The 26886-nt window shown below is 62.4% G+C and carries 24 protein-coding genes; 12 read left to right on the forward strand and 12 right to left on the reverse strand.

All coding sequences use genetic code 11. The features are described from left to right. Nucleotides 1-67: 67 nt before the first annotated feature. From msrA to msrB, 3 genes are read right to left on the reverse strand one after another with little or no spacing between them, the layout of a single operon-like run. Nucleotides 68-817 carry a peptide-methionine (S)-S-oxide reductase MsrA gene (msrA, locus tag CTATCC11996_RS10680; RefSeq protein WP_003075926.1) on the reverse strand — a complete coding sequence of 250 codons (750 nt, stop codon included), beginning with the start codon at nt 815-817 and terminating at the stop codon, nt 68-70. Then, on the reverse strand, nt 814-2637 hold the full coding sequence (locus tag CTATCC11996_RS10685; RefSeq protein ID WP_003075928.1) for a cytochrome c biogenesis protein DipZ: 1824 nt from the start codon (nt 2635-2637) through the stop codon (nt 814-816). Before CTATCC11996_RS10685 ends, msrA begins: the two co-directional genes overlap by 4 nt. A gap of 13 nt (nt 2638-2650) precedes the next feature. After that, entirely contained in the window at nt 2651-3142 is a 492-nt protein-coding gene (msrB, locus tag CTATCC11996_RS10690; protein ID WP_003075931.1) for a peptide-methionine (R)-S-oxide reductase MsrB, read from the reverse strand. A gap of 177 nt (nt 3143-3319) precedes the next feature. Here msrB and CTATCC11996_RS10695 point away from each other — a divergent pair, with 177 nt between their 5' ends. The 6 genes from CTATCC11996_RS10695 to CTATCC11996_RS10720 all read left to right on the forward strand — a co-directional run bounded on the left by CTATCC11996_RS10695 (nt 3320) and on the right by CTATCC11996_RS10720 (nt 10667). Continuing rightward, the gene (locus CTATCC11996_RS10695) at nt 3320-4036 is read left to right on the forward strand and encodes a response regulator transcription factor (protein WP_003075934.1); all 717 of its coding nucleotides are present in this window, start codon (nt 3320-3322) and stop codon (nt 4034-4036) included. Beyond that, nucleotides 4033-5499, forward strand: a complete 1467-nt coding sequence (locus tag CTATCC11996_RS10700) for a sensor histidine kinase (RefSeq protein WP_003075936.1) — start codon at nt 4033-4035, stop codon at nt 5497-5499. The genes CTATCC11996_RS10695 and CTATCC11996_RS10700 overlap by 4 nt, the downstream gene beginning before the upstream one ends. A 463-nt stretch (nt 5500-5962) precedes the next feature. Further along, on the forward strand, nt 5963-6661 hold the full coding sequence (locus tag CTATCC11996_RS10705; protein WP_003075938.1) for a gluconate 2-dehydrogenase subunit 3 family protein: 699 nt from the start codon (nt 5963-5965) through the stop codon (nt 6659-6661). Between the two features lie 3 nt (nt 6662-6664). Then, a complete protein-coding gene (locus CTATCC11996_RS10710; protein WP_003075940.1) occupies nt 6665-8434 on the forward strand; it encodes a GMC family oxidoreductase in 1770 nt (589 codons plus the stop codon). 12 nt (nt 8435-8446) lie between these two features. Further along, nucleotides 8447-9826, forward strand: coding sequence for a cytochrome c (locus CTATCC11996_RS10715; protein ID WP_003075943.1), 1380 nt, complete (start codon nt 8447-8449; stop codon nt 9824-9826). A 385-nt stretch (nt 9827-10211) separates the two neighbouring features. Further along, the gene (locus CTATCC11996_RS10720; RefSeq protein WP_003054244.1) at nt 10212-10667 is read left to right on the forward strand and encodes an Lrp/AsnC family transcriptional regulator; all 456 of its coding nucleotides are present in this window, start codon (nt 10212-10214) and stop codon (nt 10665-10667) included. Between the two features lie 47 nt (nt 10668-10714). Here CTATCC11996_RS10720 and phnE read toward each other — a convergent pair whose 3' ends face one another. The 4 genes from phnE to CTATCC11996_RS10740 all read right to left on the reverse strand — a co-directional run bounded on the left by phnE (nt 10715) and on the right by CTATCC11996_RS10740 (nt 16279). Continuing rightward, a complete protein-coding gene (gene phnE / locus CTATCC11996_RS10725; RefSeq protein ID WP_003075945.1) occupies nt 10715-12289 on the reverse strand; it encodes a phosphonate ABC transporter, permease protein PhnE in 1575 nt (524 codons plus the stop codon). Further along, complete coding sequence (locus CTATCC11996_RS10730) at nt 12280-13122, reverse strand: phosphonate ABC transporter ATP-binding protein (RefSeq protein ID WP_003075947.1); 843 nt, start codon at nt 13120-13122, stop codon at nt 12280-12282. The genes phnE and CTATCC11996_RS10730 overlap by 10 nt, the downstream gene beginning before the upstream one ends. A 74-nt stretch (nt 13123-13196) precedes the next feature. After that, a complete protein-coding gene (locus CTATCC11996_RS10735) occupies nt 13197-14078 on the reverse strand; it encodes a putative selenate ABC transporter substrate-binding protein (RefSeq protein ID WP_003075949.1) in 882 nt (293 codons plus the stop codon). 224 nt (nt 14079-14302) lie between these two features. Further along, a complete protein-coding gene (locus CTATCC11996_RS10740; RefSeq protein ID WP_003075952.1) occupies nt 14303-16279 on the reverse strand; it encodes a choice-of-anchor I family protein in 1977 nt (658 codons plus the stop codon). A 489-nt stretch (nt 16280-16768) separates the two neighbouring features. Here CTATCC11996_RS10740 and CTATCC11996_RS10745 point away from each other — a divergent pair, with 489 nt between their 5' ends. Further along, on the forward strand, nt 16769-17605 hold the full coding sequence (locus CTATCC11996_RS10745; RefSeq protein WP_003075955.1) for an RNA ligase family protein: 837 nt from the start codon (nt 16769-16771) through the stop codon (nt 17603-17605). 72 nt (nt 17606-17677) lie between these two features. After that, the gene (locus CTATCC11996_RS10750; protein WP_003075957.1) at nt 17678-18823 is read left to right on the forward strand and encodes an AAA family ATPase; all 1146 of its coding nucleotides are present in this window, start codon (nt 17678-17680) and stop codon (nt 18821-18823) included. A 62-nt stretch (nt 18824-18885) separates the two neighbouring features. Here CTATCC11996_RS10750 and CTATCC11996_RS10755 read toward each other — a convergent pair whose 3' ends face one another. The 5 genes from CTATCC11996_RS10755 to CTATCC11996_RS10775 form a co-directional block, all read right to left on the reverse strand. After that, on the reverse strand, nt 18886-20118 hold the full coding sequence (locus tag CTATCC11996_RS10755) for a cyanate transporter (RefSeq protein WP_034348717.1): 1233 nt from the start codon (nt 20116-20118) through the stop codon (nt 18886-18888). 96 nt (nt 20119-20214) lie between these two features. After that, nucleotides 20215-20655 carry a nucleoside deaminase gene (locus tag CTATCC11996_RS10760; RefSeq protein ID WP_003075961.1) on the reverse strand — a complete coding sequence of 147 codons (441 nt, stop codon included), beginning with the start codon at nt 20653-20655 and terminating at the stop codon, nt 20215-20217. Nucleotides 20656-20834: 179 nt separating this feature from the next. Further along, nucleotides 20835-21836: an alpha/beta hydrolase fold domain-containing protein gene (locus CTATCC11996_RS10765; protein ID WP_003075963.1), complete on the reverse strand. Its 1002-nt coding sequence runs from the start codon at nt 21834-21836 to the stop codon at nt 20835-20837. Then, nucleotides 21833-22789 (reverse strand): class I SAM-dependent methyltransferase, encoded by a 957-nt coding sequence (locus tag CTATCC11996_RS10770; RefSeq protein ID WP_003075965.1) that lies wholly within the window; start codon nt 22787-22789, stop codon nt 21833-21835. The genes CTATCC11996_RS10765 and CTATCC11996_RS10770 overlap by 4 nt, the downstream gene beginning before the upstream one ends. A 150-nt stretch (nt 22790-22939) precedes the next feature. Further along, on the reverse strand, nt 22940-23245 hold the full coding sequence (locus CTATCC11996_RS10775) for a hypothetical protein (RefSeq protein WP_003075967.1): 306 nt from the start codon (nt 23243-23245) through the stop codon (nt 22940-22942). Nucleotides 23246-23361: 116 nt separating this feature from the next. On the opposite strand from CTATCC11996_RS10775, the gene CTATCC11996_RS10780 reads away from it, so the two are divergent. The 4 genes from CTATCC11996_RS10780 to CTATCC11996_RS10795 all read left to right on the forward strand — a co-directional run bounded on the left by CTATCC11996_RS10780 (nt 23362) and on the right by CTATCC11996_RS10795 (nt 26838). Continuing rightward, nucleotides 23362-24078 (forward strand): methylated-DNA--[protein]-cysteine S-methyltransferase, encoded by a 717-nt coding sequence (locus CTATCC11996_RS10780; protein WP_003075969.1) that lies wholly within the window; start codon nt 23362-23364, stop codon nt 24076-24078. Nucleotides 24079-24348: 270 nt separating this feature from the next. Continuing rightward, the gene (locus tag CTATCC11996_RS10785; protein WP_003062433.1) at nt 24349-25140 is read left to right on the forward strand and encodes an SDR family oxidoreductase; all 792 of its coding nucleotides are present in this window, start codon (nt 24349-24351) and stop codon (nt 25138-25140) included. Nucleotides 25141-25266: 126 nt separating this feature from the next. Further along, complete coding sequence (locus CTATCC11996_RS10790) at nt 25267-25689, forward strand: PaaI family thioesterase (protein WP_034348721.1); 423 nt, start codon at nt 25267-25269, stop codon at nt 25687-25689. A 132-nt stretch (nt 25690-25821) separates the two neighbouring features. After that, nucleotides 25822-26838, forward strand: coding sequence for an NADP-dependent oxidoreductase (locus CTATCC11996_RS10795; RefSeq protein ID WP_003075973.1), 1017 nt, complete (start codon nt 25822-25824; stop codon nt 26836-26838). The last annotated feature ends 48 nt before the right edge of the window (nt 26839-26886 follow it).

Here is a 26886-nt window from a genome sequence, read left to right on the forward strand (position 1 = left end):
ATCCCCGTGGCTGCTACGCCACGGCTGTCCTTCAGACCAGGCTTGTCAGGCTTCCAGTGTCGGACTGCTACGAGTGCGTTTTCTTGGTCAGCACCGGTTCGCTCCGGTAGCGGTCTGGGAAGAGGCGCTTGAGGTTGCTCACCTTGGGCAGATCATTGAAGACTATATAGGGGTGACGCGGGTTATCGGTCATGAAATCCTGGTGGTAGAGCTCGGCTGGATAGAAGCTTGCCCTGCCCTCAAGGCGGGTGACGATGGGCTTCGGATACAGGTGTGCCGCGTCAAGCTGCGCGACATAGGCCTGTGCTGTCTTGAGCTGGCCGGGGCTGGTCGCAAAAATGGCCGAGCGGTATTGCGTACCGGTGTCCGGGCCCTGCCGGTTGAGCTGGGTGGGATCATGAACCACAGAGAAAAATATCTGCAGCAGCTGTCCATAGCTCACCAGGGACGGATCGAAGGTAACTTCTACCGATTCAGCATGTCCGGTATTGCCGCGGCTGACCAGCTCATAGGAGGCAGTGGCTGCTGTGCCTCCGCTATAGCCCGAGACGGCGCGCTGCACGCCTTTGACATGCTGGAATACGCCCTGTACTCCCCAGAAGCAGCCGCCGGCAAAGATGGCGCGCTGCGGTGTGGGACCAGTGGCCGGCGTGTCGATGGCAGGGGCCGGGATGCGGACAGCCTCGTCGGCAGAGAAGGCCGTTGATTGCCACAGCAGTCCGCTGCCCAGCAAAACGATGCCGCCAGTCAGGGTCTGGAGCATGCCGCGCCGGTTTGAGATGGCACCCAGTGTGATACGTGTTTTCATGATGGTCATCCAAAGGTGAAGGCATAGGCGGAAACGCCGCTGTCAAGAAACTCGATGCTGAAGGTCCGCTCGACAACGGTACCGGACTGGCGCACCAACTGATAGAGACGTTGCCCGGTGACGGTGCCGCTGCCGTCGGCTGCCACGTCCACACCGTGGGCATCGCCGGGAGGTTTGCCGTCGACGCTGACCTTGAAACGCACCGGTTTGCCATCGGGGGCGGGGCTCAGCACCAGGTGCAGATCGCGCGCCTTGAACTGGTAGACGATGCGACCCGAAGGACCGGCCAGCGAAGCGCTTTCCGGCCCCACCATCCATTGACCGCCCAGGCCCCAGGCGTTCAGCCTGGGCTCTTTCGGCTCCAGATACGTGGTCGTCCTGCCGTGCACGGCTTTGGGGGTGGAGGCGAAGTTCTCGGCGCGCTCGTAGCCCAGATAGGTTTCGGGCGAGGCGACCTCATCCATGCTGGCGGCCAGTTGTACGCCCCCTGCATCCACTTGTGTCAGGCCCATGGCCGAACGGGTGCTGCCCGCTTCTTTGAGAAGCTGCTGTATCACCCGTTCAGACTCTGCATAGCCGCCCTCGCCGAAGTGGTGGTGGCGGATGCGTCCCGTGGCATCGATGAAGTAATGAGCAGGCCAGTACTGGTTGCGGAAGGCGCGCCAGATCGCATATTGGTTGTCCACGGCCACCGGATAGCTGATGCCCAGGTCTTTCATGGCCTTGCTCACGTTGCCGATGTCGCGCTCAAAGGCGAACTCTGGGGCGTGCACACCGATCACGATCAGACCTTGATCACGGTATTTTTCGGCCCAGGCCTTCACATAGGGAAGGGTGCGCAGGCAGTTGATGCAGGAGTAGGTCCAGAAATCCACCAGCACCACTTTGCCTCTTAGGTCCTGCTCGCCCAGAGGCTTGGAGTTGAGCCATTGGGTGGCACCGTCCAGGGGCGGAGCGATGCCCTCATCGGGCAGGGCTTGGGCTGTGCTGGACGGCCCGCTCATGCGCATTGCAGCTCCCGCGGCCATCATGGCAGTCCCGTCAGCAGGTGCAGGGGATGGTGCCTGCATCATCATGCCCGGGTTGCCACGCATGGCCAACTGGTCGTCGCTCTGCGGCTGGTTCAGGTGCTCGACCAGTTTCTGCTCCAGGCTGCCGGTGGATGCCGTTGACAGTCGGGCCAGCACGCCGGTGTCGATTCCCAGGGCAACGCCTGCGAGCATGGCCGCACCGAGGCCGCGACGCACCCATTCACCGGCACCCAGCGAACGCTTGAGCGCGGCAAATACCCGACCCCCCAGGAGCAAAGCTGCAGCCATGGAGGTCGCTGCCCCGGCGGCATAGGCCAGCAGCAGCAAGCTTGAGGTCGTGTTGGCGCCCTGCAGGGCAGCGCCGGTCAGTATCAGTCCCAGAATGGGCCCGGCGCATGGAGCCCATAGCAGCCCTGTCGCGATTCCCAGCAACACGGAGGAGGCCATCTTCGGTGTACCGTCTTGCTGCACCGACTCGGACAGGCGCGATCCGGCAGTCACCAATGGACGCGTCAGCCGCTCCGACAGATGCGGCAGCAACAGGGTCAGCCCGAAAACGGCTACCAGCGCCAGAGCCAGCCAGCGGCCATATTGATTGGCAGCCACCACCCAGCCGCCGCCTACGGCTGCAAGAGAGGCAACGACCGCAAAGGTCAGCGCCATGCCAGCCAGCAATGGCAGGCCGTTGCGCACAAAGGGCTGATTCGCGCGAGAGAACACGAAGGGCAGCACGGGCAGGATGCAGGGGCTGACGATGGTCAGCACACCACCCAGATAGGCAAGGACGATCAGCAACATGGCTTGTTTCTCCTCAAGCAGGCTTTGGCGCGAAAGTCAGTGCAAGACCGTTCATGCAGTAGCGCAGACCTGTGGGGGGCGGCCCGTCCTCGAAGACGTGCCCAAGGTGACCGCCGCAGCGCCGGCAGTGTGCTTCGACACGCACCATGCCGTAGCTACGGTCCTTGCGGGTGGCCACGGCGTTGTCCAGAGGCTTCCAGAAACTGGGCCAGCCGGTGCCGCTGTCGAACTTGGTAGTGGAGGCAAACAAGGGCAGGGAGCAGCCGGCGCAGGAAAAGATGCCTGGGCGATGCTCCTTGTTGAGCGGGCTGCTGCCAGGAGGCTCCGTGGCCTCCTGGCGCAGCACTGCATATTGCTGGGGGCTGAGCCGGGCGCGCCACTGGGCGTCGGTGTAGCTGATTTCGATGGACTCGCTTGCTGCGGTGGCGCTGCGGTGGAATATTCCGGTGGAGAGCGCAGCTGCGGAGGCTGCTGCGCTCAGCAGCATGTGGCGTCGGGTGGTCATGGCATCGGCTTTCTGGGTTCGATGACATTGAGCTTATGGAGTGGCGATCCCGAAGTCCTCACGCAAAGTTAAAAAAAACGTGATAACTACAGGCGAGCAGTTTGAGCACAATGTGAAACCACGTTGCGGTGCTCCACAGTGCTGCATCAACCGTCCCTGCCGGAGACCTGACTACTCATGACTATCGCCCGTCGCATTCTGCTGGTCGAGGACGACGCCCATATCGCCGATCTGCTTTCGCTTCACCTTCGGGACGAGGGGTTGGAGGTCATGCATTGCGCCCGCGGCGACGACGGGCTGGCGCAGCTGGAGCGCGGCGGCTGGGATGCGCTGGTACTGGACCTGATGCTGCCTGGGGTGGACGGCCTGGAGATCTGCAGACGTGCGCGCGCCATGACGCGCTACACGCCGATCATCATCATCAGCGCCCGCTCCAGCGAGGTGCATCGCATTCTGGGACTGGAGATCGGCGCTGACGACTATCTGGCCAAGCCGTTTTCCGTTCTGGAACTCGTGGCACGGGTGAAGGCCCTGCTGCGCCGGGTCGACGCGCTGGCCCAGAGCGCGCGCCTGGAGTCGGGCAGCCTGTCGGTCAACGGGCTGGTTATGGATCCGGTCGCCAGGGATGCCAGCCTGAACGGCCGCCGTCTCGATCTCACGCCCCGTGAGTTCGATCTTCTGTATTTCTTTGCTCGCCAGTCCGGCAAGGTGTTTTCGCGCATGGACCTGCTCAATGCGGTCTGGGGCTATCAGCACGAGGGTTACGAGCACACCGTCAACACCCATATCAACCGGCTTCGTGCCAAGGTGGAAGTCAATCCGGCACAGCCGACGCGAATCCTCACGGTTTGGGGGCGCGGCTACAAGTTCGCTGAAACTGGAGAGGGCGAATGAACCTGACTCTGACCCAGCGGCTGGCGATCGTGTTTGCCGTGTTGCTTCTGGTCTGCAGCGGCACCTCGGCCTGGCTGCAGCTTCGCTCCAACCGCATGCATGAACTGGAGGTGGTGCAAGCCTTGTCCCGGGACGTCGCCGAGAGCATTGCTCGCGATGCCCAACTGACCGATGCGAATGGCTTGATGCCTAACGCGGTGCGAAACCTTTTCAACCAGCTGATGATGGTGAACCCGAGTGTGGAGGTCTATCTGCTGGAGCCCGACGGTCGCATTGCCGGCCATGCGGCACCCGAGGGGCGTTTGCGTCGCGACCGGGTCGATCTTGAGCCGGTGCATCGATTTATCGATGGACAGATGCTGCCCATTTTGGGCGATGATCCGCGCAGCCGCGATGGCCGCAAGGTCTTCAGTGCTGCCCCTTTGAGTGTGAACGGGCGGCAGGTCGGCTTCATCTATGTGGTGCTGCTTGGTGAGGCTCATGATCTTCTTGCTGCCAGAGGCTCGGCAGATGCAGTGTTGAAGACGGCACTGCTGTCGATTGGCATGGTCGGACTGCTCTGTCTCGCTGCGGGCCTTGTTGCCTTCACCTTGATCACGCGTCCCCTGCGGCGTCTGACCGAGTCGGTTCGGCAGTTTGACATGCATGGCGTTCCTCCCGAGATGCCGGAACGCTCCCCGGATGTGGCTGATCACAGCCGTGACGAGATTGCAGTGCTGGATGCTGCCTATCGGCAGATGGTGCTGCGCATCAGCGAGCAATGGGAAGCTCTCACGCGGCAGGATCAGGAGCGCCGGGAATTGATCGCGAATATTTCCCATGATCTGCGCACACCGCTGTCATCCTTGCATGGGTATCTGGAGACCTTGTTGCTCAAGGATGCAAGCCTGGAGCCTGCAGAGCGAAGGCGCTACCTTGGCATTGCGCTCGACCAGAGTCGAAGGGTGGGGGCCCTGTCCCAAAGCCTGTTCGAACTGGCCAGGCTGGAATACGGTTTTGTGCAACCGGAGCTCGAATCATTCTTCCTGGCTGATCTGGTGCAGGACGTTTTCCAGAAGTTCGAGCTTGCAGCTGAGTCGCGCCACATTGCCTTGCAGGCGGATCTGGCTCCTCGACTTCCGGCAGTTCGTGCAGATCTGGGAATGATAGAGCGCGTTCTGAGCAATCTGCTGGATAACGCCTTGCGCTATACCCCTGAAGGCGGGGCGATCAGAATAGCCATAAGAGCAGTGGGCCAAGAGCAGGAGGTGACGATCAGTGACTCCGGCCCAGGCATCCCGCCAGAGTTGCGTGAAGGTCTGTTCAGGCGTCCGTTTACCGTAGGTGGTGCCCGCCGCGACGGTGGCCTGGGCTTGAGAATCGTGCACCAGATGCTGGAGCTGCATGGAGTCTCCATTCATCTTGTCGATGGTGACGGGCAGGGCACCGCGTTCCGGTTTTCATTGCCACGGACTCCAGCTTAGTGTCGACAAAGAGCACCGTCACATTCCCTCATTTGGCAGTTTGAGTAAGTAGTGAGGGTCGAGTCTCGGCTCCTCCACCGCCTTGAGTCTTGCATCACTGCCTGGCAGCGTCTTGGGCGCAGCAGGCTGGCACAGAGTCGTAGGCAGTCTTATGTCTTATATCTAAGTGAAAACCCCAGTTGCGCACTCCAATGAAAAACCACGACCTGCTGGCAGGCAAGCTGCTTGCCTGATACAGATAGTTGCCAGCGCAACTATTATCAAATTGTTAAGGCGGCATGGGCCGGCTTGAAAAAGGCTCTGGCTCTGCGTAGGAGTGCCCGCTTTGCGGGCAATTTCTTTGGGCGCTTGCTTCTTCCAGCCTGACCCGAAACCCACCGCTGATTCAAAAAAAACCTGAACACTCGTTCATTGCGCAACTGGCTGCGCATGGCCGAGGTTCACACGATGTAGGAATCGCACAATGTCCAACTTTTCCCCACCAAGCCGCAGATCATTTCTGTTCGCCTCCGGTGCTGGCGTCGCACTGGCTGGAACGGCCGTGGCAATGCATGCCAACTCCAAAGAGCCTGCGCTCAAACTGGATGCATACAAGCCCGAGTACTTCAATGCGGACGAGTGGGCCTTTGTGCTGGCGGCAACAGCCCGCCTGATCCCGTCCGAAGGGGATGGACCTGGAGCGATCGAAGCTCATGTGCCGGTGTTCATCGATCGCCAGCTCAAGGGCTACTACGGCAATGCCGAGATCTGGTACATGGAAGGCCCGCACGACCCGGCCGCCACGCCCGACCGAGGTTGGCAATCGCCTCTGAACCCTGCGCAGCTCTATCGCAAGGCCATTCCCGCCTTCAATGCGGCTTGCACGGAGCGCTTTGGCAAGGAATTCAAAAGCCTAGCCGCAGAGCAGCAGGACGAAGCTCTGACCGCGCTGCAAAAGGGCGAAATCAAGCTGGACCCTGAACTGAGTCTTTTCTTTGCCACCTTGCTGGCCAATACCAAGGAAGGCTATTTTGCCGACCCTGTACATGGCGGCAACCACGGCATGCAGTCCTGGAAATACATCGGCTTCCCGGGCGCTCGAGCGAGCTATATGGAGTGGGTGGACCAACACAACAAGAAGTACCCGCTGGGACCAGTTTCCATCAAGGGCGAAAGGGCTTGAGTCATGGCACGCATTGAAAAGAAAAAAGACGTGGTCATCGTTGGCCTGGGCTGGACGGGCTCCATCGCCGGCATGGAACTGGCCGCTGAGGGCCTGGAAATCGTGGCGCTGGAGCGCGGCGGTGACCAGAACACGGTGCCCGAATTCAAGTACCCCAATCAGATCGACGAGCTGACCTATGGCGTGCGCCTGAAGAATATGCAGCATCCCCGTCAGGCGACCGTGACGGTACGCCGCGACGACAGCGAAATCGCTTTGCCTTACCGTTCGATGGGCTCCTTCCTGCCAGCGAATGGCGTTGGCGGTGCCGGCACGCACTGGAATGGTTTGCTGTGGCGCCCTCAGCCCGAAGAAATCAAGCTGCGCAGCTATGTGAAGGAAAAATGGGGTGAGTCCATCATTCCGGAAGGCATGAACCTGATGGATTACCCCGTCAGTTACGACGAGTTGGAGCCCTTCTTTACCCGGTTTGACGAAGTGGCCGGTGTATCGGGCAAGGCTGGCAATATCAAGGGCCAGATCCAGGCCGGCGGCAATCCATTCGAAGGCTGGCGCTCGAAAGAGTACCCCATGCCCGCTCTGCCATCGACCTACGACGCGAGCAAGTTCGAAGCCTGTGCCAGGAGCATGGGCCTGCATCCCTTCCCTGCACCTGCCGGCATTGCGTCCACGTCCTACGTGAACCCCTACGGCATGCAGATGGCTCCCTGCAACTTCTGCGGCTTCTGCGAGCGTTTTGGTTGCTACCAGTATTCCAAGTCCTCGCCCCAGACGGCGGTGCTGGATGCGCTCAAGCGCAAGAAGAATTTCTCCTATCGCACGCACTGCGAAGTGCTGCGTGTGGAGAGCTCGGAAGACGGCAAGACCGCAACCGGGGTGACCTACTTCGACTCCAACACGAACGAGGAAGTGTTCCAGCCCGCTGACCTGGTGATTCTGTCGTCCTATCAGCTCAACAACGTGCACCTGCTGCTGGTCTCCGGCATCGGCAAACCTTACGACCCCAAGACCAACACCGGGGTTACAGGCAAGAACTACGCCTACCAGATGAATGGTGGCGTGACCCTGTTCTTCAAGGAAGAGAACTTCAATCCCTTCATCGGGCACGGCTCCAACGGCATGTGTATCGACGACTACGGCATCAACCAGAACGACTTCGGCAAGCTGGGCTTCATTGGTGGCGCTTACTGGCGCGTGGGCACCATGAATGGTCAACCCATCCGTTCCATGCCGCTGCCCAAGGGCACGCCGGGCTGGGGCGCAGGCTGGAAGAAGGGCATTGGCGAGTGGTATGGCCATTCCATGTCGATCGGCACGCACGGCTCGCACATGTCCTACCGCAACAACCATCTGGATCTGGACCCCACCTACAAGGACCCACATGGTCGTCCCTTGATGCGCATGACCTTCAACTGGCAGGACAACGACATCCGGATGACGCAGTACCAGAAGATCAAGGCCGAGGAGGTGGGCAACGCCTTGAAACCGGATCTGCTGCAGTCGGGTTTCAAAAATATCGGTGCCAAGTTCGACGTGCGTCCCTACCAGACCACGCACAACACCGGTGGTCACATCATGTCTGACAAGCCCACGGACGGCGTGGTCAATCGCTACTGCCAGGCCTGGGACAAGCACAACGTGTTCGTCTTCGGTGCTGGCAACTTCGTGCAGAACACTCAGTACAACCCTACCGGCATGGTCGGCGGCCTGGCGTACTGGACGCTGCATGCGATTCGCACCATGTATCTGAAAAACCCACGTCCGCTGGTCTGAGGAGAGCAAGACATGAAGAAAATCCTCAGCATTCTGATTGCGCTGATCGTTCTGGGCGCACTGGCGGCGCTGGCGCTGATCTATGTGCCTTTCAAGCCGACACCGGCGAATGAAGCGCTGGCTGCCGACTGGAAGGCCGAAGCCGGTCGTGGCGAATATGTCATGCGCGCCAGTGACTGCATGGCCTGTCACACCGCCAAGGGTGGCGAGCCCATGGCCGGCGGTCGCGGCATTGACAGCCCCATGGGCACCATCTGGTCTTCCAACATCACGCCGGACAAGGAAACCGGTATCGGCAACTGGACTCTGGAGCAATTCCGTGCCGCAATGGTGGACGGCATCGGAGGTCACGGCCAACAGCTGTACCCGGCCATGCCCTACGAGAACTATCGCTTCATGAAGGAAAGCGATATTCGTGCGCTGTTCGACTACCTCCAGACCGAGGTGAAGCCCGTCAGGAACGAGGTACAGGCCACCAGCCTGAGCTTCCCGTTCAATATGCGCTTCGGCATCCGTGCCTGGAACTGGCTTGCGCTGTCGGGTGATTCCGACTTCAAGCCCATGGCTGGTGACGATCAGCAGATTCGCGGTCAGTACCTGGTCGAAGGCGCCGGTCACTGCGCAGCCTGCCACAGCCCTCGCACTGCCTTCATGGCGCAGAACGGCACCCGCCTGTCCGACTCGAGCTTCCTTACCGGCGGCATGGTGGACGACTGGTCTGCTCCTGCGCTGCGCGGCAAGGACTCGCGTGTTCAGAAATGGACGACCGAGCAGGTGGCATCCTATCTGGCAACCGGCCGTAACGCCCATGCGGTTGCCAATGGCGAGATGGCGCTGGTGGTCGAGCACTCCATGCAGTACATGACCGACGCGGACCTGAATGCCATGGCCAGGTTCCTCAAGACCATGGATGGCCCTGCCGCAGATGCAGCCCCAGAAAAAGTGGCCATGCCGGGCCCTCGCAGCACTGCGGTTGCCAAGGCGGATGGAGCCGGCGAGGCCACGGCCAAACTGCTGAAGTCCGCTGCTCCCGACATGCCTTTGGGTGCTCGCCTGTATCTCGACAACTGCGCAGCCTGCCACTTTGTCAGCGGCAAGGGCGCTCCCGAGATCTTCCCCGAGCTGCAAGGCAATGCCATGGTGCTGGGCAAGGATGCCAGCCCGCTGGTGTCGGTGATTCTCAAGGGCGCTTCCTCGCCCGCTACGGATCGCCGTCCCATGCATCTGGTGATGCAGGGCTACGCCGACCGCCTTACCGACGGCGAGGTGGCTGCACTGGCCACCTTCCTGCGCAAGGGCTGGGGCAACCAGGCTTCGGATGTGAGCGAAAGCCAGGTCAGCAAGGTGCGCCAGCATGTGCAGGCCGATGCTGCTCCGCTGCGAGCCCAGTAAATAGCACGAAGTAAATAGCGCGAACGGCCGCCAGGTGTCTTGCGCACCAGGCGGATGCCCGAAAGCCCAGCCCGATGGAAGTCCGGCTGGGTTTTTTCATGCAGCTGCTCATGGTCGAGGCGATGGAGCCGTCCAAAAATCAACAGGCCGCATCACTGTGCTTGAGTGATGCGGCCTGTTGCGTGTGCGTGCTGCGGATCAACCAACCGGATGCTGACGGTAAACGGCGCGGTATGTTGAATGGCTTTGCTGCGTCGGTAAACGTGCTTCCATGGACTCAAGTGTGCATGTTGCACTGCAGAAAATGTTGCTTCAAATTCTGCAAATATGGTGCTGCTACAGAAAAATTTTCTGTTCTTGATTATTTGACGGTAAATTCCAGGATATGGATACCTTGGATAAAAAGATTCTTGCTGCATTGCAGGCTAACGCGCGCGCCAGTCTGCAAGACATCGGCGCAGCCGTGGGTCTGAGTGCATCACCATGCTGGGCACGCATCAAGAAGATGGAAGAGGCCGGCGTGATCGAGGGCTATACCGTGCGTCTGAACCCGCAGGCGCTGGGGTTGGCCGATTCGGTTTTGGTCATGGTCACGCTGGACAGCCACTCGGACAACACGCTGGAAAAGTTCGGCGAGGTGCTGGCCACTATTCCCGAAGTCGTGGAAGCGCATCTGGTTTCAGGCGAGTACGACTATCTGCTGCGTATCGTCGTCAAGGACACGCGCGATTACGAGCGCCTGCTGCGCGAGAAGCTCTACAAGATCAAGGGCATACGCCATAGCCAGTCCAGCTTTGTGCTGCGCACGCTGAAAAAAGCCGATCTGCCTCTGGGCGTGTGAAGCGGCATCGCCCTGCGCGGTGCGATCAGTCGCTGCGCGTAGCCGTCTCAACGCATGGCGCGGCGCAAGGCCGCGCTGCTCCAGTCCACGGCGATGCTCAGCAAGAGCATGGCCATGATCACGGTGCTGGCCTGGGCATAGTGGAACAGCGAAAGCTCGAAGTACAGCAGCTGGCCCAGCCCGCCTGCTCCCACAAAGCCCAGAATCGCCGCCATGCGGATATTCATCTCCCAGCGGTACAGCGTGTAAGCCAGCAGCTGCGGCGCAGCGCCAGGAAGGGTGCCATAGCAAAATGCCAGAAAGCGATTGCTGCCGCTGAGCTTGAGCGCATTCGCGGGAGCTGCCGGAGCATTTTGCAAGGCCTCGGCAAACAGGCGGCCCAGCACGCCGGTGGTATGCAGTGCCAGGGCCAGCGCACCTGCAAACGGGCCAAGGCCTACGGCCAGCGCAGTGATCGTGGCCCAGACCAGCTCGGGCACGGAGCGCAGCACATTGAGCAGCACATTCCATGGCGCACGCCAGCGCGGCAGGGCCAGCAGCAGGCCCGCGATCGCGGCCAGCAAGGTGCCGACGATGGAGATGGCCAGAGTCTCCCAGATGCCTTGCAGCACCTTGAGCAGCCAGGGCTGGCTCAGATCGGGCGGAAAAAAGCCACGCACGAAGTCGCCCATGCTGGCGGCCGCATCTGCCGTGAACAGCGCCGAGAAATCAATATTCAGAAGCCGCAGGCTGGCCCATAGCGCCGCGCAGGCAGTCAGCACAAATGTGCCGGTTCGCCAGCCGAAGGGCAGTGCGCGCGCGGCAGGCGCGGCGTCGAGTGCGCGACGCAACCACCAGGAGAGCAGATCGGCCGCAGCCACCAGCAGCATGAAGGCCAGCAAAATGCTGGCGGCTTCGCCGCCGTTGAGCATCTTCATGGCCTGGTCCATGAGCTGGCCCAGGCCTCCCGCACCGACAAAGCCCATGACCACCGAGGCACGGATCGCGCATTCCCAGCGGTAGACGGTGTAGGACGTCAGCTCTTTGGCCGCCTGCGGCAGCAGGCCGTAGAGCAGGGCCTGGATGCGGCCGGCACCGCAGGCGCGCAAGGCGCGGGCCGGTGCCGGATCGGCGGATTCGAGAATTTCGGCATAGACCTTGGCCAGCATGCCGCCATAGGTCAGGCCCAGGGCCAGCACACCGGCTGCGGGGCCCAGACCGAAGACGCGCACAAACACCAGAGCCCAGACCAGTTCGGGAATGCCGCGCAGGATGGTGAGCACGCTGCGAGCGATGGGGTTGAGCGTGACCTTCTCGCGCGCCGCGCCCGTGGACAGATAGGCCATGGGAACGGCAATCGCAAAGGCAAGCGCCATGCCGGCCGTGGCGATGGCCAGGGTCTCCAGCGTGGCTTGACCCAGATAGGCCAGGAACTCTCCACTGGTATCGGGCGGCAGAAACTGCGCGAGAAAGCCGCCGATGACTTTGAGATTGTCGGCATCGAAAAGCGGCTTGAGCGAAAAGCCCGAGGTCTGCAGCATGGGCCAGAGCACGACCAGGGTCAGGATCAGGCCGCTCAGGCGACCGCGAGCGGAGGGGTCGCGGCGCAATGGCCGCGCGGGCTCGGCCATTTCTACCGGCATGCGTTCACCTGGATGGGAGCTGGCGCGGTGCTGGCGGGATCGCGCTGAGCCAGGCGGTTGTGCAGCGTGGGCAGATCGGCCGCTCTGCCATCGGCATGTGCATAGAGCGCTTGCAACTGGGCTTCGCTGACCTGCGCGGCAGGCAGGTCAAAGGCCAGGCGGCCATTGCGCACGCCGACGATGCGGGAAAAGTTGGCCAGCGCCAGATCGACGGCATGCAGGCTGGCTACCAGCGTGGCCTTGCGCGCGGCAGCTTCCTGCACCAGCAATTGCACCGTGGCCTGCGAGAGCGCAGGATCCAGGGCCGAGACTGGCTCATCGGCCAGAATCAGGCCGGCTTGCTGGTAGAGCACGCGGGCAATGCCCACGCGCTGCAACTGGCCGCCGGAGAGCTGGTCGCAGCGTGCAAAAAGCTTGTCGTCAAGCTGCACGCGAGCCAGGGCTTCGCGCGCGCCCGCAATATCCTGCGGATAGGCCAGCGATGCCAGCGCCTTCCACAGCGGCCACTGGCCCAGCTTGCCGGCCAGCACGGCCGTGACCACACGTTGACGCAGCGGAATGGGCGCGGCCTGGTGCACGGTGCCGATGCGGCTGCGCAAAGCCTTGAGTTCGCGGGCGGAGGATTGCGCAGACGTGGTCCGGCCAAGCACCTGCATGCGACCTGTCGTGGGCAGGTAGGCTGTGCCTATGGTGCTGAGCAGCGAAGTCTTGCCGGCGCCCGAGGGGCCGATGAGCGCAATGCTCTCGCCCTGGATGGCGGACAAGGAGATATGGGACAGGGCGGTAAAGCCGTTGCTGTGGGTCAGGCCCACATCGTCCAGCATGAAGCTCATGAGACGAATACTCTGAAAACAATAGCTGCCAACGCTTGATACATAAGCGCTGGCAGTCAAAAAAGCTGAATTTCTTACTTCAGCAGACCGGCGGACTTGGCGGCAGCTTCGATGCCGTCGTAGTTCTTGGAGTCGGTGGCGATGAACTTGGAGGCGCGCTGCAGGTCCATGATGGCCTTGTGCTCTGGCTTGCTGGGGTCCAGTGCCAGGAAGGCGGCGGTCAGCTTCTTGACGATGGCTGGATCCAGGTCGCCGCGCACCGTCCAGTTGTAGTCAAAGTAGGTGGGCGTCGTGGCGAACACGCGCACCTTGCTCGTGTCCACCTTCTTGGACTCGACCAGCTTGTCCCATACCGAAGTGTTGAGCACGCCGGCCTCGGCCTTGCCTGCGGCCACAAAGGCCACGGTGGCGTCATGCGCGCCCGAGTAGGCCACGGTCTTGAAGTCTTTTTCGGGATTCAGGCCGTCCTGCTGCAGGAAGAAGCGCGGCATCAGGCTGCCCGAAGTGGAGGAGGGGGCGCCGAAGGCAAAGGTCTTGCCCTTGAGATCGGCCAACGTCTTGATGGCGGGGTCGGCCGTGATGAACTTGCTGGTGAAGACCGCATCTTCGGCCCGCTGCACGATGGGGATGGCCGTGCCGTTGGTGCGGATCTTGGCTTGCACATAGGTGAAACCGCCCAGCCAGGCCAGATCCAGCTTGCGGGTGGCCAGGGACTCGACCACGGCCGCGTAGTCGGATACGGGGGTGAACACCACTTTCATGCCGGTGGCCTGGGAGAGGTATTCGCCCAGGGGCTTGAACTTGCGCTGCAGCTCGGTCGGTGCCTCGTCGGGAATGGCCGAGACGCGCAGCACCGCAGGGGTGTCTGCATGCGCGGCGGACAGGAGGGAGGAGGAGGCGAGAGCTGCCACGGCCAAGCCGCGCAGCGCCTGGCGGCGAGCGAAAGAGTGCTTCATTAAGTGCTCCGTTCAAAAAGCCACCGCCGTCCGGATACACGGCGGTTTAGTAGGTCGCAAGCGTCTGGCTTGCGGCGAATGGGAACCCATAGGCGGTACACCGACCGCTGGCGCTTATTGTTACGTAACTGAGAAACCCTCGGCGCAGTCTTTGCTTGATTTGAATAGCAAAAAGCCCCGTGGGGACGGGGCTTGGCATGAAAGCGACTGCTTGTCTGCAGGTTTCAATATTGCAGATTGAGCTGGTAGATGGCCGTGGTTCCGCTGACCTCGTTGCCTACCATCAGCAGGGGCTTGCCGTTGGGCGACTTGGTTGCGGAAATGAAGTGCAGGCCTTCGGGGCCCAGATCGCCCACATCGCTGAGTGCGGTGCCTGCCAGCGCGGACTTGCTGTCAAAGCTGGCCGTCCAGTTCCCGCGAGTGTTCAGATAGTCGATCTGCTTGGGTGCCTTGGGGTCGGTGATGTCGAACACCAGAATGCCGCCCATGCGCTCCAGGCCCACAAAGACAAAGGTCTTGGTGCCGATCTGGCCCACGGTCAGGCCTTCGGGCTCGGGGCCCTTGGCACTGCTGCGCGCATCGAGCCTGGCCGTTTCGTCATGACCGGTGTTGAAGTAGGTGGCGCAGGCAATGTCACGTCTGGCGCCCAGCTTGCATTCGGGGCTGGCGATGAATTTTTCGATGGCCGAGCCAGAGTCCCAGACCTGCTTGCCCTTGGCATCCCAGATGGAGATGGAGCGGCCACCATAGGCGTATAGCCTGTCATAGGTCAGATAACCCTTGCCGTCCTTGACGGGGTTGCCGCTGCTGTCGGTCTGGTAGCCCATGGTCCAGGTGACCTTGAGGCGGCCCAGTTTGTCATCGTCACGGCAGGTCTTTGGGTCTGTGCCGACCGCGCCGCACCAGGCAAAGTTGCTGGCATTCAGATAGGCACCGTTGGCCAGCTGAGCCAGATGGGCGGGCAGATCGTCGCCCGCGCGGCGCAGAAAGCCGTCCTTGTGCACCAGGTGCTTGATGCGCCACTCTTCCACAAAGCCCTTGGTCACATCGCCTGCCGCAGCCGGGGTGCCGGCCGTCTTGTCAGCGGCTGTGCCGAAATAGCTCTTGTTGCCTTCACCCCAGGCACGTGCATCGCCTTCGTTGGCCGTGACCAGATAGGTTGCACCGTCGGCGGCCTTGTAGGCGGCGATGGAGTCCGGCTGGAACATGCCGAAGACGTTGGGGGCCTGGGTGATGTTGATGACCGGGCTCTTGCCGTCGCTGTCGGCGAAGTCAAGCTCGTTGCCGTCTGCGCCATGGTCCTTGTAGCCCAGCGCCACCACATCGGTCACGGTGGCGCTGGCAATGTCCACAATCGCCAGCGCATTGTTTTCCTGCAGTGTCACCCAGGCCGTCTTGCCGTCGGGGGCCACGGCAATGTATTCGGGCTCGAGGTCGTTGGCCACGGCAGCCGTGCCCTGGCCGTCTGCGGTCGGGCCGAAGATGCGCACGCCCTTGGCCAGCAACTGCGCCTTCTGGCTGTTGAAGGCCTTGAAGTCGGCAGTGCGCGCCACGGGCTTGGCGGGCGTGCTCACATCGATCACGCTGATCGAGCCTTCGGGGTCGATCTGGTAGTCATCGCTGGGCTCGCCCTCGTTGGCGACCAGAATGGTCTTGCCGTCGGGGGTGAAGGTCAGCATATCGGGCAGGGCGCCTACGGGCACTTCGGCGATCACGCCGAGCTTGTCGGCGTCATAGATGACGACCATGCCCCGGTCCGTCTTGACCGATGCCTGCACGGCCACGGCCACCAGGCCGCCATGCACGGCCACGCTGTTGATGGAGGCCCCCGCACCCAGTGAGAGCTTGGTGGCATCGAGGCTGGCGAGCATGCGCGGGGCAGCGGGGTTGCTCATGTCCAGCACGTCGAGCGCACCCTTTTGGGCGTTGACCACAAAGCCGCGCTTGGTGACCGGATCGAAAGCCGTAATTTCAGCGGCGCTCTGCAAAAAGATGCCCGACTGATAGCTGCCGATCTTCTCAAGCAGGAGCGAGACAGGCGTCTTCTCGGGCTCGGGTGCTGGCGCCGGGACCTCGGGAACCGGAGCAGGCGCTGGTGGGGTGTTATTCGTGTTGTTGTCACCGCCACCACAGGCGGCCAGGGCAGCGGCTGCGATCAGGGAAATCAGAAGAGGTTGGCGCAAGGTCTGTGCAGATGTCATTGAGAGTTTGGCAGGTGCAGGAAGAAAACTATGATTTGTAACCAGCCTCTGTTTCATCTCTGTGAAACTGTTTCGTGTTCTTTGCGCAACAAGTTTTGGTCAAGCGCTTGGTAGTTAGGCTTGCCAGCAAATACACTCGTCAGCCTTGCTCCACCTGCTCTATTTGCTCTCATTTTCGAGGTGCACCATGTCCCGCCGTATTCGTTTGAGTTAAACGACTTCGTCACACGCTGATCCTTCTCGCGTGTGCGCTGCGGTGTGGAACTCTCGCTCTGTGAAGGGCGGCAATCTTCCTGCTTGGCGTCTCTGGTCTGAATTGCATTCAGGCTCCAAGCTTCTCCCACTCTCTGAACTCCAGGCCGGCCCTTTGCTTGGCGGCTTGGGTTCTGTCTTTTGCCGATGGCAGCGCAGAGCGGCGCTGCCCATGTCCTTGATTTGTCTGCCGCGCCTTGTTTGCGCGTGGCTTATTCCCTTTTAGGAAAGCACAACATGACTTCACCACATCTATTCAATCTGGAGATCCTCAAATATCCGCGCACGCCGCATCTGCGTGGCTCGCGGCTGCAGGTCGGCGATCAGGCCGATGCCGTGCCTTATGAAGCGCTGGCCGGCCGCCATATCGTGGTCGAGGAAAAGCTGGACGGCGCCAATGCGGCGCTGAGCTTTGGTGCTGACGGCAGCTTGCTGCTGCAGTCGCGCGGCCACTATCTGCAAGCTGATCAGATGGGCGGGCGCGAGCGCCAGTTCAACGCCTACAAGCAATGGGCCCGAGCCCATGAAGGCGCGCTGATGGCGCTGCTGGACGAGCGCTATGTCATGTATGGCGAGTGGCTGTATGCCAAGCACTCGCTGTACTACGACGCCTTGCCGCACTGGTTTTGCGAGTTCGACATCTGGGACCGCGTGGCGCAGCAGTTTCTGGACACGCCGCAGCGTCATGCGCTGCTGTCCGGTGTGCCCGTGGTGTCCGTGCCCGTGCTCTACGCCGGTATCTCACCGAGGCGCATGCAGGATTTGCTGGCATTGCTGGCACCTTCCCTGGGGCGCAGCGCTCGCTGGAAGGCGGTGTTCGAGGATCAGGTGCAAAGACAGAAGCTGGATCTGCCGCTGGCCTGGCGCCAGACCGACAGATCCGAACTGGCCGAAGGTCTGTATATCAAGGTCGAGGAGAACGGTCAGACCGTGGAGCGCTACAAGTTCGTGCGCTCCGACTTCGTGCAGGTGATCCTGGAGTCCGGCTCGCACCACAGCGAGCGACCCATTGTCGCCAACGGTCTGCGCACAGGCGTCGATATCTTTGCCAATGCGATTCAAAAAAGCTGGTAAGCCATTACCAGTAATCGCTGATAGCTATCAAAACCGTAGTTTTGTGATGAAGCTGCGGTGAAAGGAGAACTTATGTGGAGCTGGAAACAGATGGCGGCCCTGGTGCCGCATTCCGCTCACGACACGGTGGACTGGGCGGCCTGCCTGGAGGCTTTTCCGCAACTTGAGCTGGCCAAGACTACGCCGCAAGACCCGATCTACCATGCAGAAGGCGATGTCTGGACACATACGCAGATGGTGGTGACCGAACTGCTACAGGACGGTGACTATGCAGGGCTCACCAACGACGAGCGCGAGACGGTCTTTCTGGCCGCGCTGCTGCACGATGTCGCCAAGTGCTCGACCACGCAGATAGCCGACGACGGCCGTATCTCGCAGCCTGGCCATTCGCGCCGTGGGGCGCTGGATGCACGGCTCATGCTCTGGGAGGCGGGCGCGCCCGTGGCCCGGCGCGAGGCGATCTGTCGGCTGATTGCCGTGCATCAAGTACCGTTTTTTGCCTTTGCCGATTCGCGCCGAGGCGTCTCGCCCGAGTTCATGGTCAGGGAGCTGTCCTGGCAGGTCGACCTGCATTTGCTGGTGCTGCTGGCCCGTGCCGATATTCGCGGTCGCATCTGCCCCGATGTGGGCAATGTGCTGGTGAATATCGAGCTGTTCAGGGAGCTGGCGCTGGAAGAGGGCTGTTTGCGCAAGCCGCGCAGCTTTGCTTCGGCCGAAACGGCAGTGCGCTATTTCCGCGGTGCCGAGCTGCACCCGGACTACGCCTTGCACGAAGAGCCGGGCTCGCGCGTCATCGTCATGTGCGGTCTGCCCGCATCGGGCAAGAACCACTGGGTTGCCCAGCATCATGCGGGTCTGCCCGTGGTGTCGTTTGACGATGCGCGCACTGAGCTGGGCCTGCGTCATGGCGAGAACGAGGGCGCTGCTGCCCATCGAGCCGTGGACAAGGCCAAGAGCCTGTTGCGAGCCAAGGCTGCCTTCGTCTGGAATGCCACGCATCTGTCCAGGCAGATGCGCGGCAAGACTCTGGACCTGTGCCTGGCCTATGGTGCACAGGTGGAGCTGGTGCATCTGGAGGCTGCCAGATCCACCTTGCTGGCGCGCAACAGCAAGCGCGACACCACACTCGGCAATGCCGCATTGCTGAGCATGTTGCACAGATGGGAGGTGCCCTTGCCGACCGAGGCGCATGGGCTGCAACTACTGGTCAACGAGTAGTTCAAGCCAAGACAAAAAGGGCCTGGAAATTTCCAGGCCCTTTTTGTCGCGAGATGGCGTGTTCAAGGCTGCTGCATGGCTTGCGGGTAGCCCTTGGGATTGAAGCGTGTCACCAGCAGGCAGACCAGCGCTGCTACACCGGCCTGATAGAGCCAGCCCGTCATCCAGTCGCCGCTGATCTGGTGCAGCTGCGCCATGATCAGAGGGGCTATCGCTGCGAGAATGAAGCCGCCGCCCTGCATCAGCGAGTTGAGGGCACCGGCTTGTGTGGGCGAGGGCAGATGGTCCAGCGCCACCAGCATGAAGAGGGAAAAGCAGCCGCCCAGACCCAGCCCCAGCACGATGGCATTGAGCGTGGGCACGGCATCGGGCCAGAGCCCGAGGCCGGCAAAGCCGATGATCTGCAGCAGCAAGGCCAGCATGAGCCAGGAGCGGCGGTCCAGGCTGCGGCGTGCCAAGGCGGGCATGGCCAGCGCCGATGCGGCCTGCGCAATCGACAAAATGGCCAGCAGCGAGCCGCTTTGCGTGGCCGTCCAGCCATGGGTTTGATAGAACGGAGCGAGCCAGGCGACAGTGGAGCCATAACCGCCGTTCATCAGGCCGAAGCTGATCAGCAGCAGCCAGGTACGGCTGCGGCGCAGCAGCCAGCCGGTGTCGCTATCGGCTTGTACCAGCGGCGTGGAGGGTGCAGGTGCAACGGGCTCGCGCATCAGGGTCAGCGCATGCCAGGCCAGCGGCAATGCCAGCAGCACCGGAATGGCCCAGATGGCCAGCGAAGCCTGCCAGCTCAGACCCAGCTGCATGGCCACGGGCGAGAGCTGGGCGCTGAGTGCACCGCCGCCCATGAGCGCCGCCGAATACAGGCCCATCATGGGCGCCACATTGTGGGGGGACTGGCGCTTGATGAGCCCCGGCAGAATGCTTTGTGCCAGCGCCACGCCCGCGCCGCACAGGCCGGCCGTGACAATCAGCAGACTGCCAGTGGCGGCACCTGCAGGCGTCAGGCGCAGGGCGCAGCCCAGCGTAATCAGCAGCAGCGAGGCGCAGATGGCGGCGCGCGCGCCCCAGCGTCGCAATGCCGTGGGAGCGAGCCAGCCACCAATGCCCATCAGCGCCATGGGCAGCAGCGTGAGCCAGGAAAAGCTGCGCAAATCCATGCCCGTGGCCTGCTGTATGGTCGGTGCCAAGGGGCCCGGGGCCGTCAGAAAGGGACGTAGATTGATGGTGACCAGTATCACCACGGCCAGCCACAGCAATGGCGGCACGCGGTGTGTTCGGGAAGATGTCGATGTCATGAAGCTCGGGGGCTGGCTGCGCTGCAGCGCGCTGGTGCGCGCGCCGCTCGTCCTGGGCAGCCCGGTTTGTTGTTATGGTTTTGGCGGCAACGAGGATCAGGCGGCGGGCCAGGCCTCGTCCCCATAGAGCTGGGCTGCACGGATGCCGGTGTCGATGCGGGTGATGGGCAGCGGCGGCGGCGTCAGCGACAGGCGCAGGCGCTGGTAGGTCCCCTCGCTGGACAAGCCATAAGGCGCGGCGTCTTGGTTGTCGAAGGCGAAAAACACCTGTTCGGCGCCATTCATGACCAGGGCCGCCAGGCACATGGGGCAGGGGTGGCCGCTGGCATAAATGGACAGGCCCGCCAGGCTGGGGTTGGCGCGCCGTTGCGTGCCCGCGCGTATGGCCTGCATTTCGGCATGGGTGCTGGGGTCGTGGCTGGCAATGATCTCGTTGACGCCGGTGGCGACGACTTCATGTCCCTGGGCGAGCACGGCGCCGAACGGGCGGCCGCCGTTGAGGCGGTTGGCATGGGCCAGGTCCACGGCCAGGCGCATCAGTTGTTGTGGGGTGGCGGAAGTTAGGCTCATGACGATGGAAACTATGGCGGCAGGCGCCGGATGCTTGAGGCATCAGCGTCGCAGCTCTTGTGTTGGAAAAGAGGGGCGGCGCGGCGCCCGGCGCCGTGCAGCGTACACCTGCAGGGCCATGCCGCTACCTGTCTGGAAAGCAAAGCTTATTTGCTCTGAGGGCGTTGGCCGCCTATTAGTTCCGCCCAGGCCGAGCAGGCGAGCTCGACCTGCTGGCGTGCCGCAGGGCTGGCAGCCAGCATGCGCGCAAAGCCGTGAACCATGGCCGGAGCCCGTAAAAGCTGCAGCGGTGCGCCCAGTGCCTGGGCCTCATGAGCAAAGGCTTCGGCCTCGTCGCGCAGAATATCGTGGCTGGCCGTCATCAAAAGCGTGGGCGGCAAAGCGGCGATGGCTGCGCTGCTGCAGCCCGGTGTCAGCCATTGCGCGGCCTGGCCCTCGGGTCTGCCCAGTTCCTGCCAATAGCGCTGCATGGCGGCGGGCGTAAGCCCGAAGCCTGTGGCAAAGTGCCGCATGCTGTCATTGTCCTGATCGGGCTCAAGCGGCGGGTAGAGCAGCAGCAGGCCTGCAATGCGGGCCGCATCGGTGGGTTGCTGAATCTGGCGCACCGCCGCTGCCAATGCCAGATGGGCGCCAGCGCTATCGCCTCCGAGCAGGACCTTGTCGGCCGCAAAATGCAGCAGCCCGCGCATATCGCTCAGCCACTGCAGCACGGCCATCACATCGTCCAGCGGCGCGGGAAAGCGGCTCTCCGGCGTGCGGCGGTAATGTACGGACAGCACCACATGGCCGGTGAACTGGGCCAGATGCTCGCACAGGTCGTCATGGGTGTTGAGATCGCCCACCATCCAGCCGCCGCCATGCAGCCAGACAAGCGTTCGGCCGCTGCCCGCGCCTTGTTTGCGATAGCTGCGCACGCAGATCTCACGGCCTTCGGCCGCCACGAAATGCTCGGCCCTGGAAATGCCGGGCAGGGCGGAGCGAATCAGCCCGGCCTGCAACTCGCTGAGCAGGCGCCGGCGTTGTACATAGTCGAGCTGCGGGGTCGGCGTCTCCGTATCGAGCCGGGCAAAGCGCTGCAGCGTGCGTGCCAAAGCCGGGTCCACGGGCTGCAGAGGCAGGCTGCGGCCCTGATCTGTGCCCTCGCTCATGGCTGCTGGTCCGCAGCCAGCGCAGGAGCACGATAGACCATGACCTTGAGGCTGCGCTCCTCGTCCACATCGGCAAATACGGCCGGGTTGGCCAGGCGCTCGACGAACTGCAGCTCGGGTGCGATTTCCGCCATCTGCTCGCGCAGGAAGTCGGTGCCGAGTTCGGGTGCGTTCAGGCACAGCAGGACCTGGCCGCCCGGCACCAGCAGATCGGGCAGGCGGCGCATCAGGCGCGCATAGTCCTTGGTGGCGATGAAGCTGCCTTTCTGGTAGCTGGGCGGGTCCACGACGATCAGGTCGTACGGTCCGCTGCGGTTGATCTTGCCCCAGCTGCTGAAAATATCGTGGGCGGCGAAGCTGGCGCCCGCCTTGACTCCGTTGAGCTGATGGTTGTGCTGGCCCGTGGCCAGAGCGCCCTTGCTCATGTCCATATTGAGAACCTGGCCCGCACCAGCCAGCTTGGCCACGACCGAGAACGCGCAGGTATAGGCAAACAGATTGAGCACCTTCATGCGCGCGGGCCGCTCATGGGCCAGCACCTGTCGGCGCACCCAGTCGCGGCCGGCGGCCATGTCGAGGAACAGGCCGTGGTTCTGCCCGCGTGCGATATGGATCAGATAGCGGGCGCCGTTCTCTGTGACCACATGCGGCTCGGGCAGCTCGCCGGCCATGACGCGGGTGTCGACCTTGCCGCCGCTTTCGCGGCTCTGGAAGGCCCAGGTCAGGGGCAGCCCGGCCGGGGCGATCTGCTGCCAGCGCTGCTCCAGCGCCTGACCGATCTGGCTCAGCTGGGCTTCCTCCATGGGAGCAAAGCTGGTCAGCACGATGACGGGCGCAAAGGCATCCAGCGAGATCTGCTCGCAGCCCGGATACCGCCCGCCGCGACCATGAAAGATGCGCTGGGCATCGGTAGGAAAAGGCATCTGGGCAATGGCGTCGAGCAGGGCTTGCATGGAGAGAAAACAGTCACACGGTCAAACAAGCCGCCAGTGTAGGCATTGCAGCGAGCTCCTGTGGCCAGGGCGGCACATGTCCCTTGCAATGCTTGGCGGCGTGGGCCGGCGTTGACGGCCTCGGGCCTCGCGCCGCCCGCATCTGTTCACTCAGTGGTAGATGCGCCGCACATCGAAGAAACAGCTTTCGGTGCCGCCAATGCCTTGCAGGCCAGCTTCGGCAGCGGCGCGGGCGGCTTTCATCCAGCGCTGGAAGGTGAGCTTGGCGTCGTCGGTGATTTCTTCGGGCGGGGTGTCCTCCAGGCTCTGCACCAGAGACAGTGCTTCGCCGACCTGTTCCTCCCCACCAAGCTGGCGGGCCAGTACGCGGGCATAGCGTGCCTCGGCTTGATGGCGTTTGTCCTCGGGCAGCTCGGGGTAGTCGCAAAGAGAGACGGTGAAATGGGCTTCTTGCATGTCCGTATATCCACAGTGTTTTGACTGTGTAAATATACAGTAATAAGCTGTTTTTACATCCAGTATTTTAAAAATTTTTGCGTGAGTACAAAGACGGCGTTTTGTAGACTGTGTGGATGAATCACGCTGCTTCGCTGCCTTTTCCCGGTCATGCCTTGTTTGTCACGCGCATTGGTGCATGCGGGCTGGCCTGGAATGCCAGTGCCATCTGTGCGGTGCAACTGCCCGAGGCCAGCTGGGGCGAGACCCGGGAGCGCATGCTGCGGGGCCTGACCAAACGCCATGCGCTGCAGCCGCAGCGCGGGCCTGCAGTCTATGGCGCCGTGACCTCCATCTCCGCTGCTCCGGGCTTTGCCGTGCAGGCCATGGCCGGGGTGCAGTGTCTGCTGGAAGGCGTGAACTTGCAGAGCGAGCAGGGCTGGGTCCAACCCTGCGCAGAGGCTGCGGCTGTTGGCGTGCTGGGCGATATGCGGCAGGCCTTCGCGCAGGAGTCGGGCGACGGCCTGCCCGATCTGCAGCAGATTGCACTCGATGAATTTGCCGTCCCTGCATTTCATTGCCGGGTCTATGCCTTCACGCGCGCGCTGGCACCGGGCCGGACCAGCACCTATGGAGAAGTTGCCGCAGCGCTGGGCGAGCCTGGTGCTGCGCGCGCCGTGGGCCAGGCGCTGGGAGCCAATCCGTTTGCGCCGATTGTTCCTTGTCACAGGGTACTGGCCGCTGGGCGGTCGCCGGGCGGGTTTTCGGGCGGACAGGGCGCTTTGACCAAGCTGCGCATGCTGGAGATAGAGGGCGGGGCCTGGGGCGGCACGCTGTCGCTGTTTGCCGATTGAAGGCGCTTGACACAATTTTCACTGGTTCGGCACAAGGCCTGGCCACAGCTTTCGTGCTGTCGGCAACTGCGTGCCCGCTCCCACAGCCGTGACCTGTGGGTCCTGAAAACGGCTGCCGCGATGGGCCTGCCACCTGCGGGACAGGGCCGACACGCAGGTGACAACACAGGGCCTGAGGCCCCCGCACAATTCACGCAGCTTTTGACGGGCAGGCCTTGCAAGGCGCTGCGGACCCGGTTTGAACCTAGATAACAAACAGGAGACATGAGAATGACACGTACGGTGCAGCAACTTTTCGATCTCTCGGGCAAGACGGCCCTGGTGACCGGTGGCTCGCGTGGCCTGGGTCTGCAGATGGCGCATGCGCTGGGAGAGGCGGGTGCGAAGATTTTGCTGAGCTCGCGCAAGGCCAAGGATCTGGAAGAGGCCGCAGCCGAGCTCAAGGCCGCTGGCATAGAGGCCGACTGGATTGCCGCCGACTGCTCGGACGAGGCTGACATCACCCGTCTGGCCAAGGAGGCCGTGCAGCGCCTCGGCCATGTGGACATTCTGATCAACAATGCCGGAGCCAGCTGGGGCGCCCCGGCCGAGGACCACCCGACGGCGGCCTGGGACAAGGTGATGAACCTGAATGTGCGCGGCTATTTTCTGCTGAGCCAGCAGATCGCCCGCCTGTCCATGCTGGAGCGCAAGAGCGGCCGCATCATCAATCTGGCGTCGATCGCCGGTCTGGGCGGCAATCCCACGGGCATGAAGACCATTGCCTACAACACCTCCAAGGGCGCGGTGATCAATTTCACGCGCGCGCTGGCCGGCGAGTGGGGCGAGCACGGCATCACCGTCAACGCCATCTGCCCGGGCTTTTTCAAGACCAAGATGGCAGCCGTGCTGATCGAGACGCTGGGCGAGGACGAAATGCGCTCTCATGCCCCGCTGCGTCGCCTGGGTGACGATGAGGATCTCAAGGGCCTGACGCTGCTTTATGCCAGCGACGCCGGCAAGCACATCACCGGCCAGTGGATGGCCGTGGATGGTGGCGTGAGCGCTCTGGTCGGTGGTTGATGGTGGCGGATGAAGGGTGAGTCATGTTTTTTGTGCGGCGCAGCATTCTGAGACTGTCCGCCGCGCTTACATTCACGGTTCAGCTGCTGCGGTCTGCGGCGCATCACTCTTCTGAAAGGTTTCGCGGTGTTGTCATTTGGTCCTGAAATTCCCTTTGTGCATGAGCTGGGCTTCACCCTCCACAAGATGGAGGGGGGTGAGTCCGAGCTGCACTTCACACCGCGTCCCGAACATCTGAATTCCTTTGGCGTCACCCATGGCGGAGCCTCGATGACGCTGATGGATGTGACTATGGCAGTGGCTGCGCGCAGCGTGGATTTCGATCAGGGTGTGGTCACCATCGAGATGAAAACCTCGTTCATGCAGGCTGCCAATGGCCCGCTGGTGGGCAAGGGCGTGCTGCTGCATCGCACGGGCACCATGGCTTTTACCGAAGGCCGCATCTACGATGCACAGGGCCGACTCTGCGTACATGCCACGGGCACCTTCAAGTACATGAAGCGCAAGCCCAAGGCGGACGGCGAGTTGCAAGCTCTTGCCACAGACTGAGGTCGATGGGCTGCTACTGTTTGATGAGCTGGTAGCGCTTATTCAGTCTGTTTTTTAGGTGAAAAAGGCTGTCAAGTCCTTTGAGATAAGGCGCTGATAGCTATCAAATTGAAGTTCGAACAGGAGACAGATATGACGGTCAATCAGCAGATCCTTCTGGACAACCGCCCCCAGGGTGAGGCAGTGGAGAGCAATTTCAAGCTGGTGCAGTCGCCGCTGCCCACGGTGGGCGAGGGCCAGGTGCTGGTGCGTCACCACTATCTGAGCCTGGACCCCTATATGCGCGGCCGCATGAACGACTCCAAGAGCTATGCCCAGCCCCAGCCACTGGGCGAGGTCATGCAGGGCGGCACGGTGGGCGAGGTTGTCGAGAGCCGCCACCCCAAGTTCAAGGCCGGCGACAAGGTGGTCGGCATGGGCGGCTGGCAGGAGTACTCGCTGCTCGACCCCAGCGTGCCCGGCGCGCTGCGCAAGGTCGACACCACCCATGTGCCGCTGTCCTACTACCTGGGTGCGGTGGGCATGCCGGGCGTGACGGCCTGGTACGGCCTGGTCAAGATCATCAACCCCAAGGCTGGCGAAACCGTGGTCGTCAGCGCCGCGACCGGTGCCGTGGGCAGCGCCTTTGTGGCGCTGGCCAAGGCGCGCGGCTGCCGCGTGGTGGGGATTGCGGGCGGTGCCGAGAAATGCCGCTACGCCGTGCATGAGCTGGGCTTTGATGCCTGTATCGACTACCGCGAGCACCCCGATACCAAGACCATGGCCAAGGCCTTGAAGGACGCCTGCCCCAACGGCATCGACGGCTATTTCGAGAACGTGGGCGGCTATATCTTCGACGCCGTGCTGCTGCGCACCAATGCCTTTGCGCGTGTGGCCCTGTGCGGAATGATTGCCGGCTATGACGGCCAGCCCCTGCCGCTGGCCAACCCGGCGCTGCTGCTGGTCAACCGCATCAAGCTCGAAGGCTTTATCGTCAGCGAGCACATGGAAGTCTGGGGCGAGGCCCTGACCGAGCTGGGCGGCCTGGTGGCAGCCGGCAAGCTCAAGCCGCGCGAGACGATTTCCCAAGGTCTGGCCTCGGCGCCCGGTGCGTTTCTGGGTCTGCTCAAGGGCAAGAACTTCGGCAAGCAGCTGGTGAAGCTGATTTAACCCCCCTGAGGCTGAAAAAAATCACCCCCTGAGGCGCTTTGCGCCTTC

It is taken from the genome of Comamonas testosteroni ATCC 11996 (genome assembly GCF_000241525.1).
Classification (GTDB): domain Bacteria; phylum Pseudomonadota; class Gammaproteobacteria; order Burkholderiales; family Burkholderiaceae_C; genus Comamonas; species Comamonas testosteroni.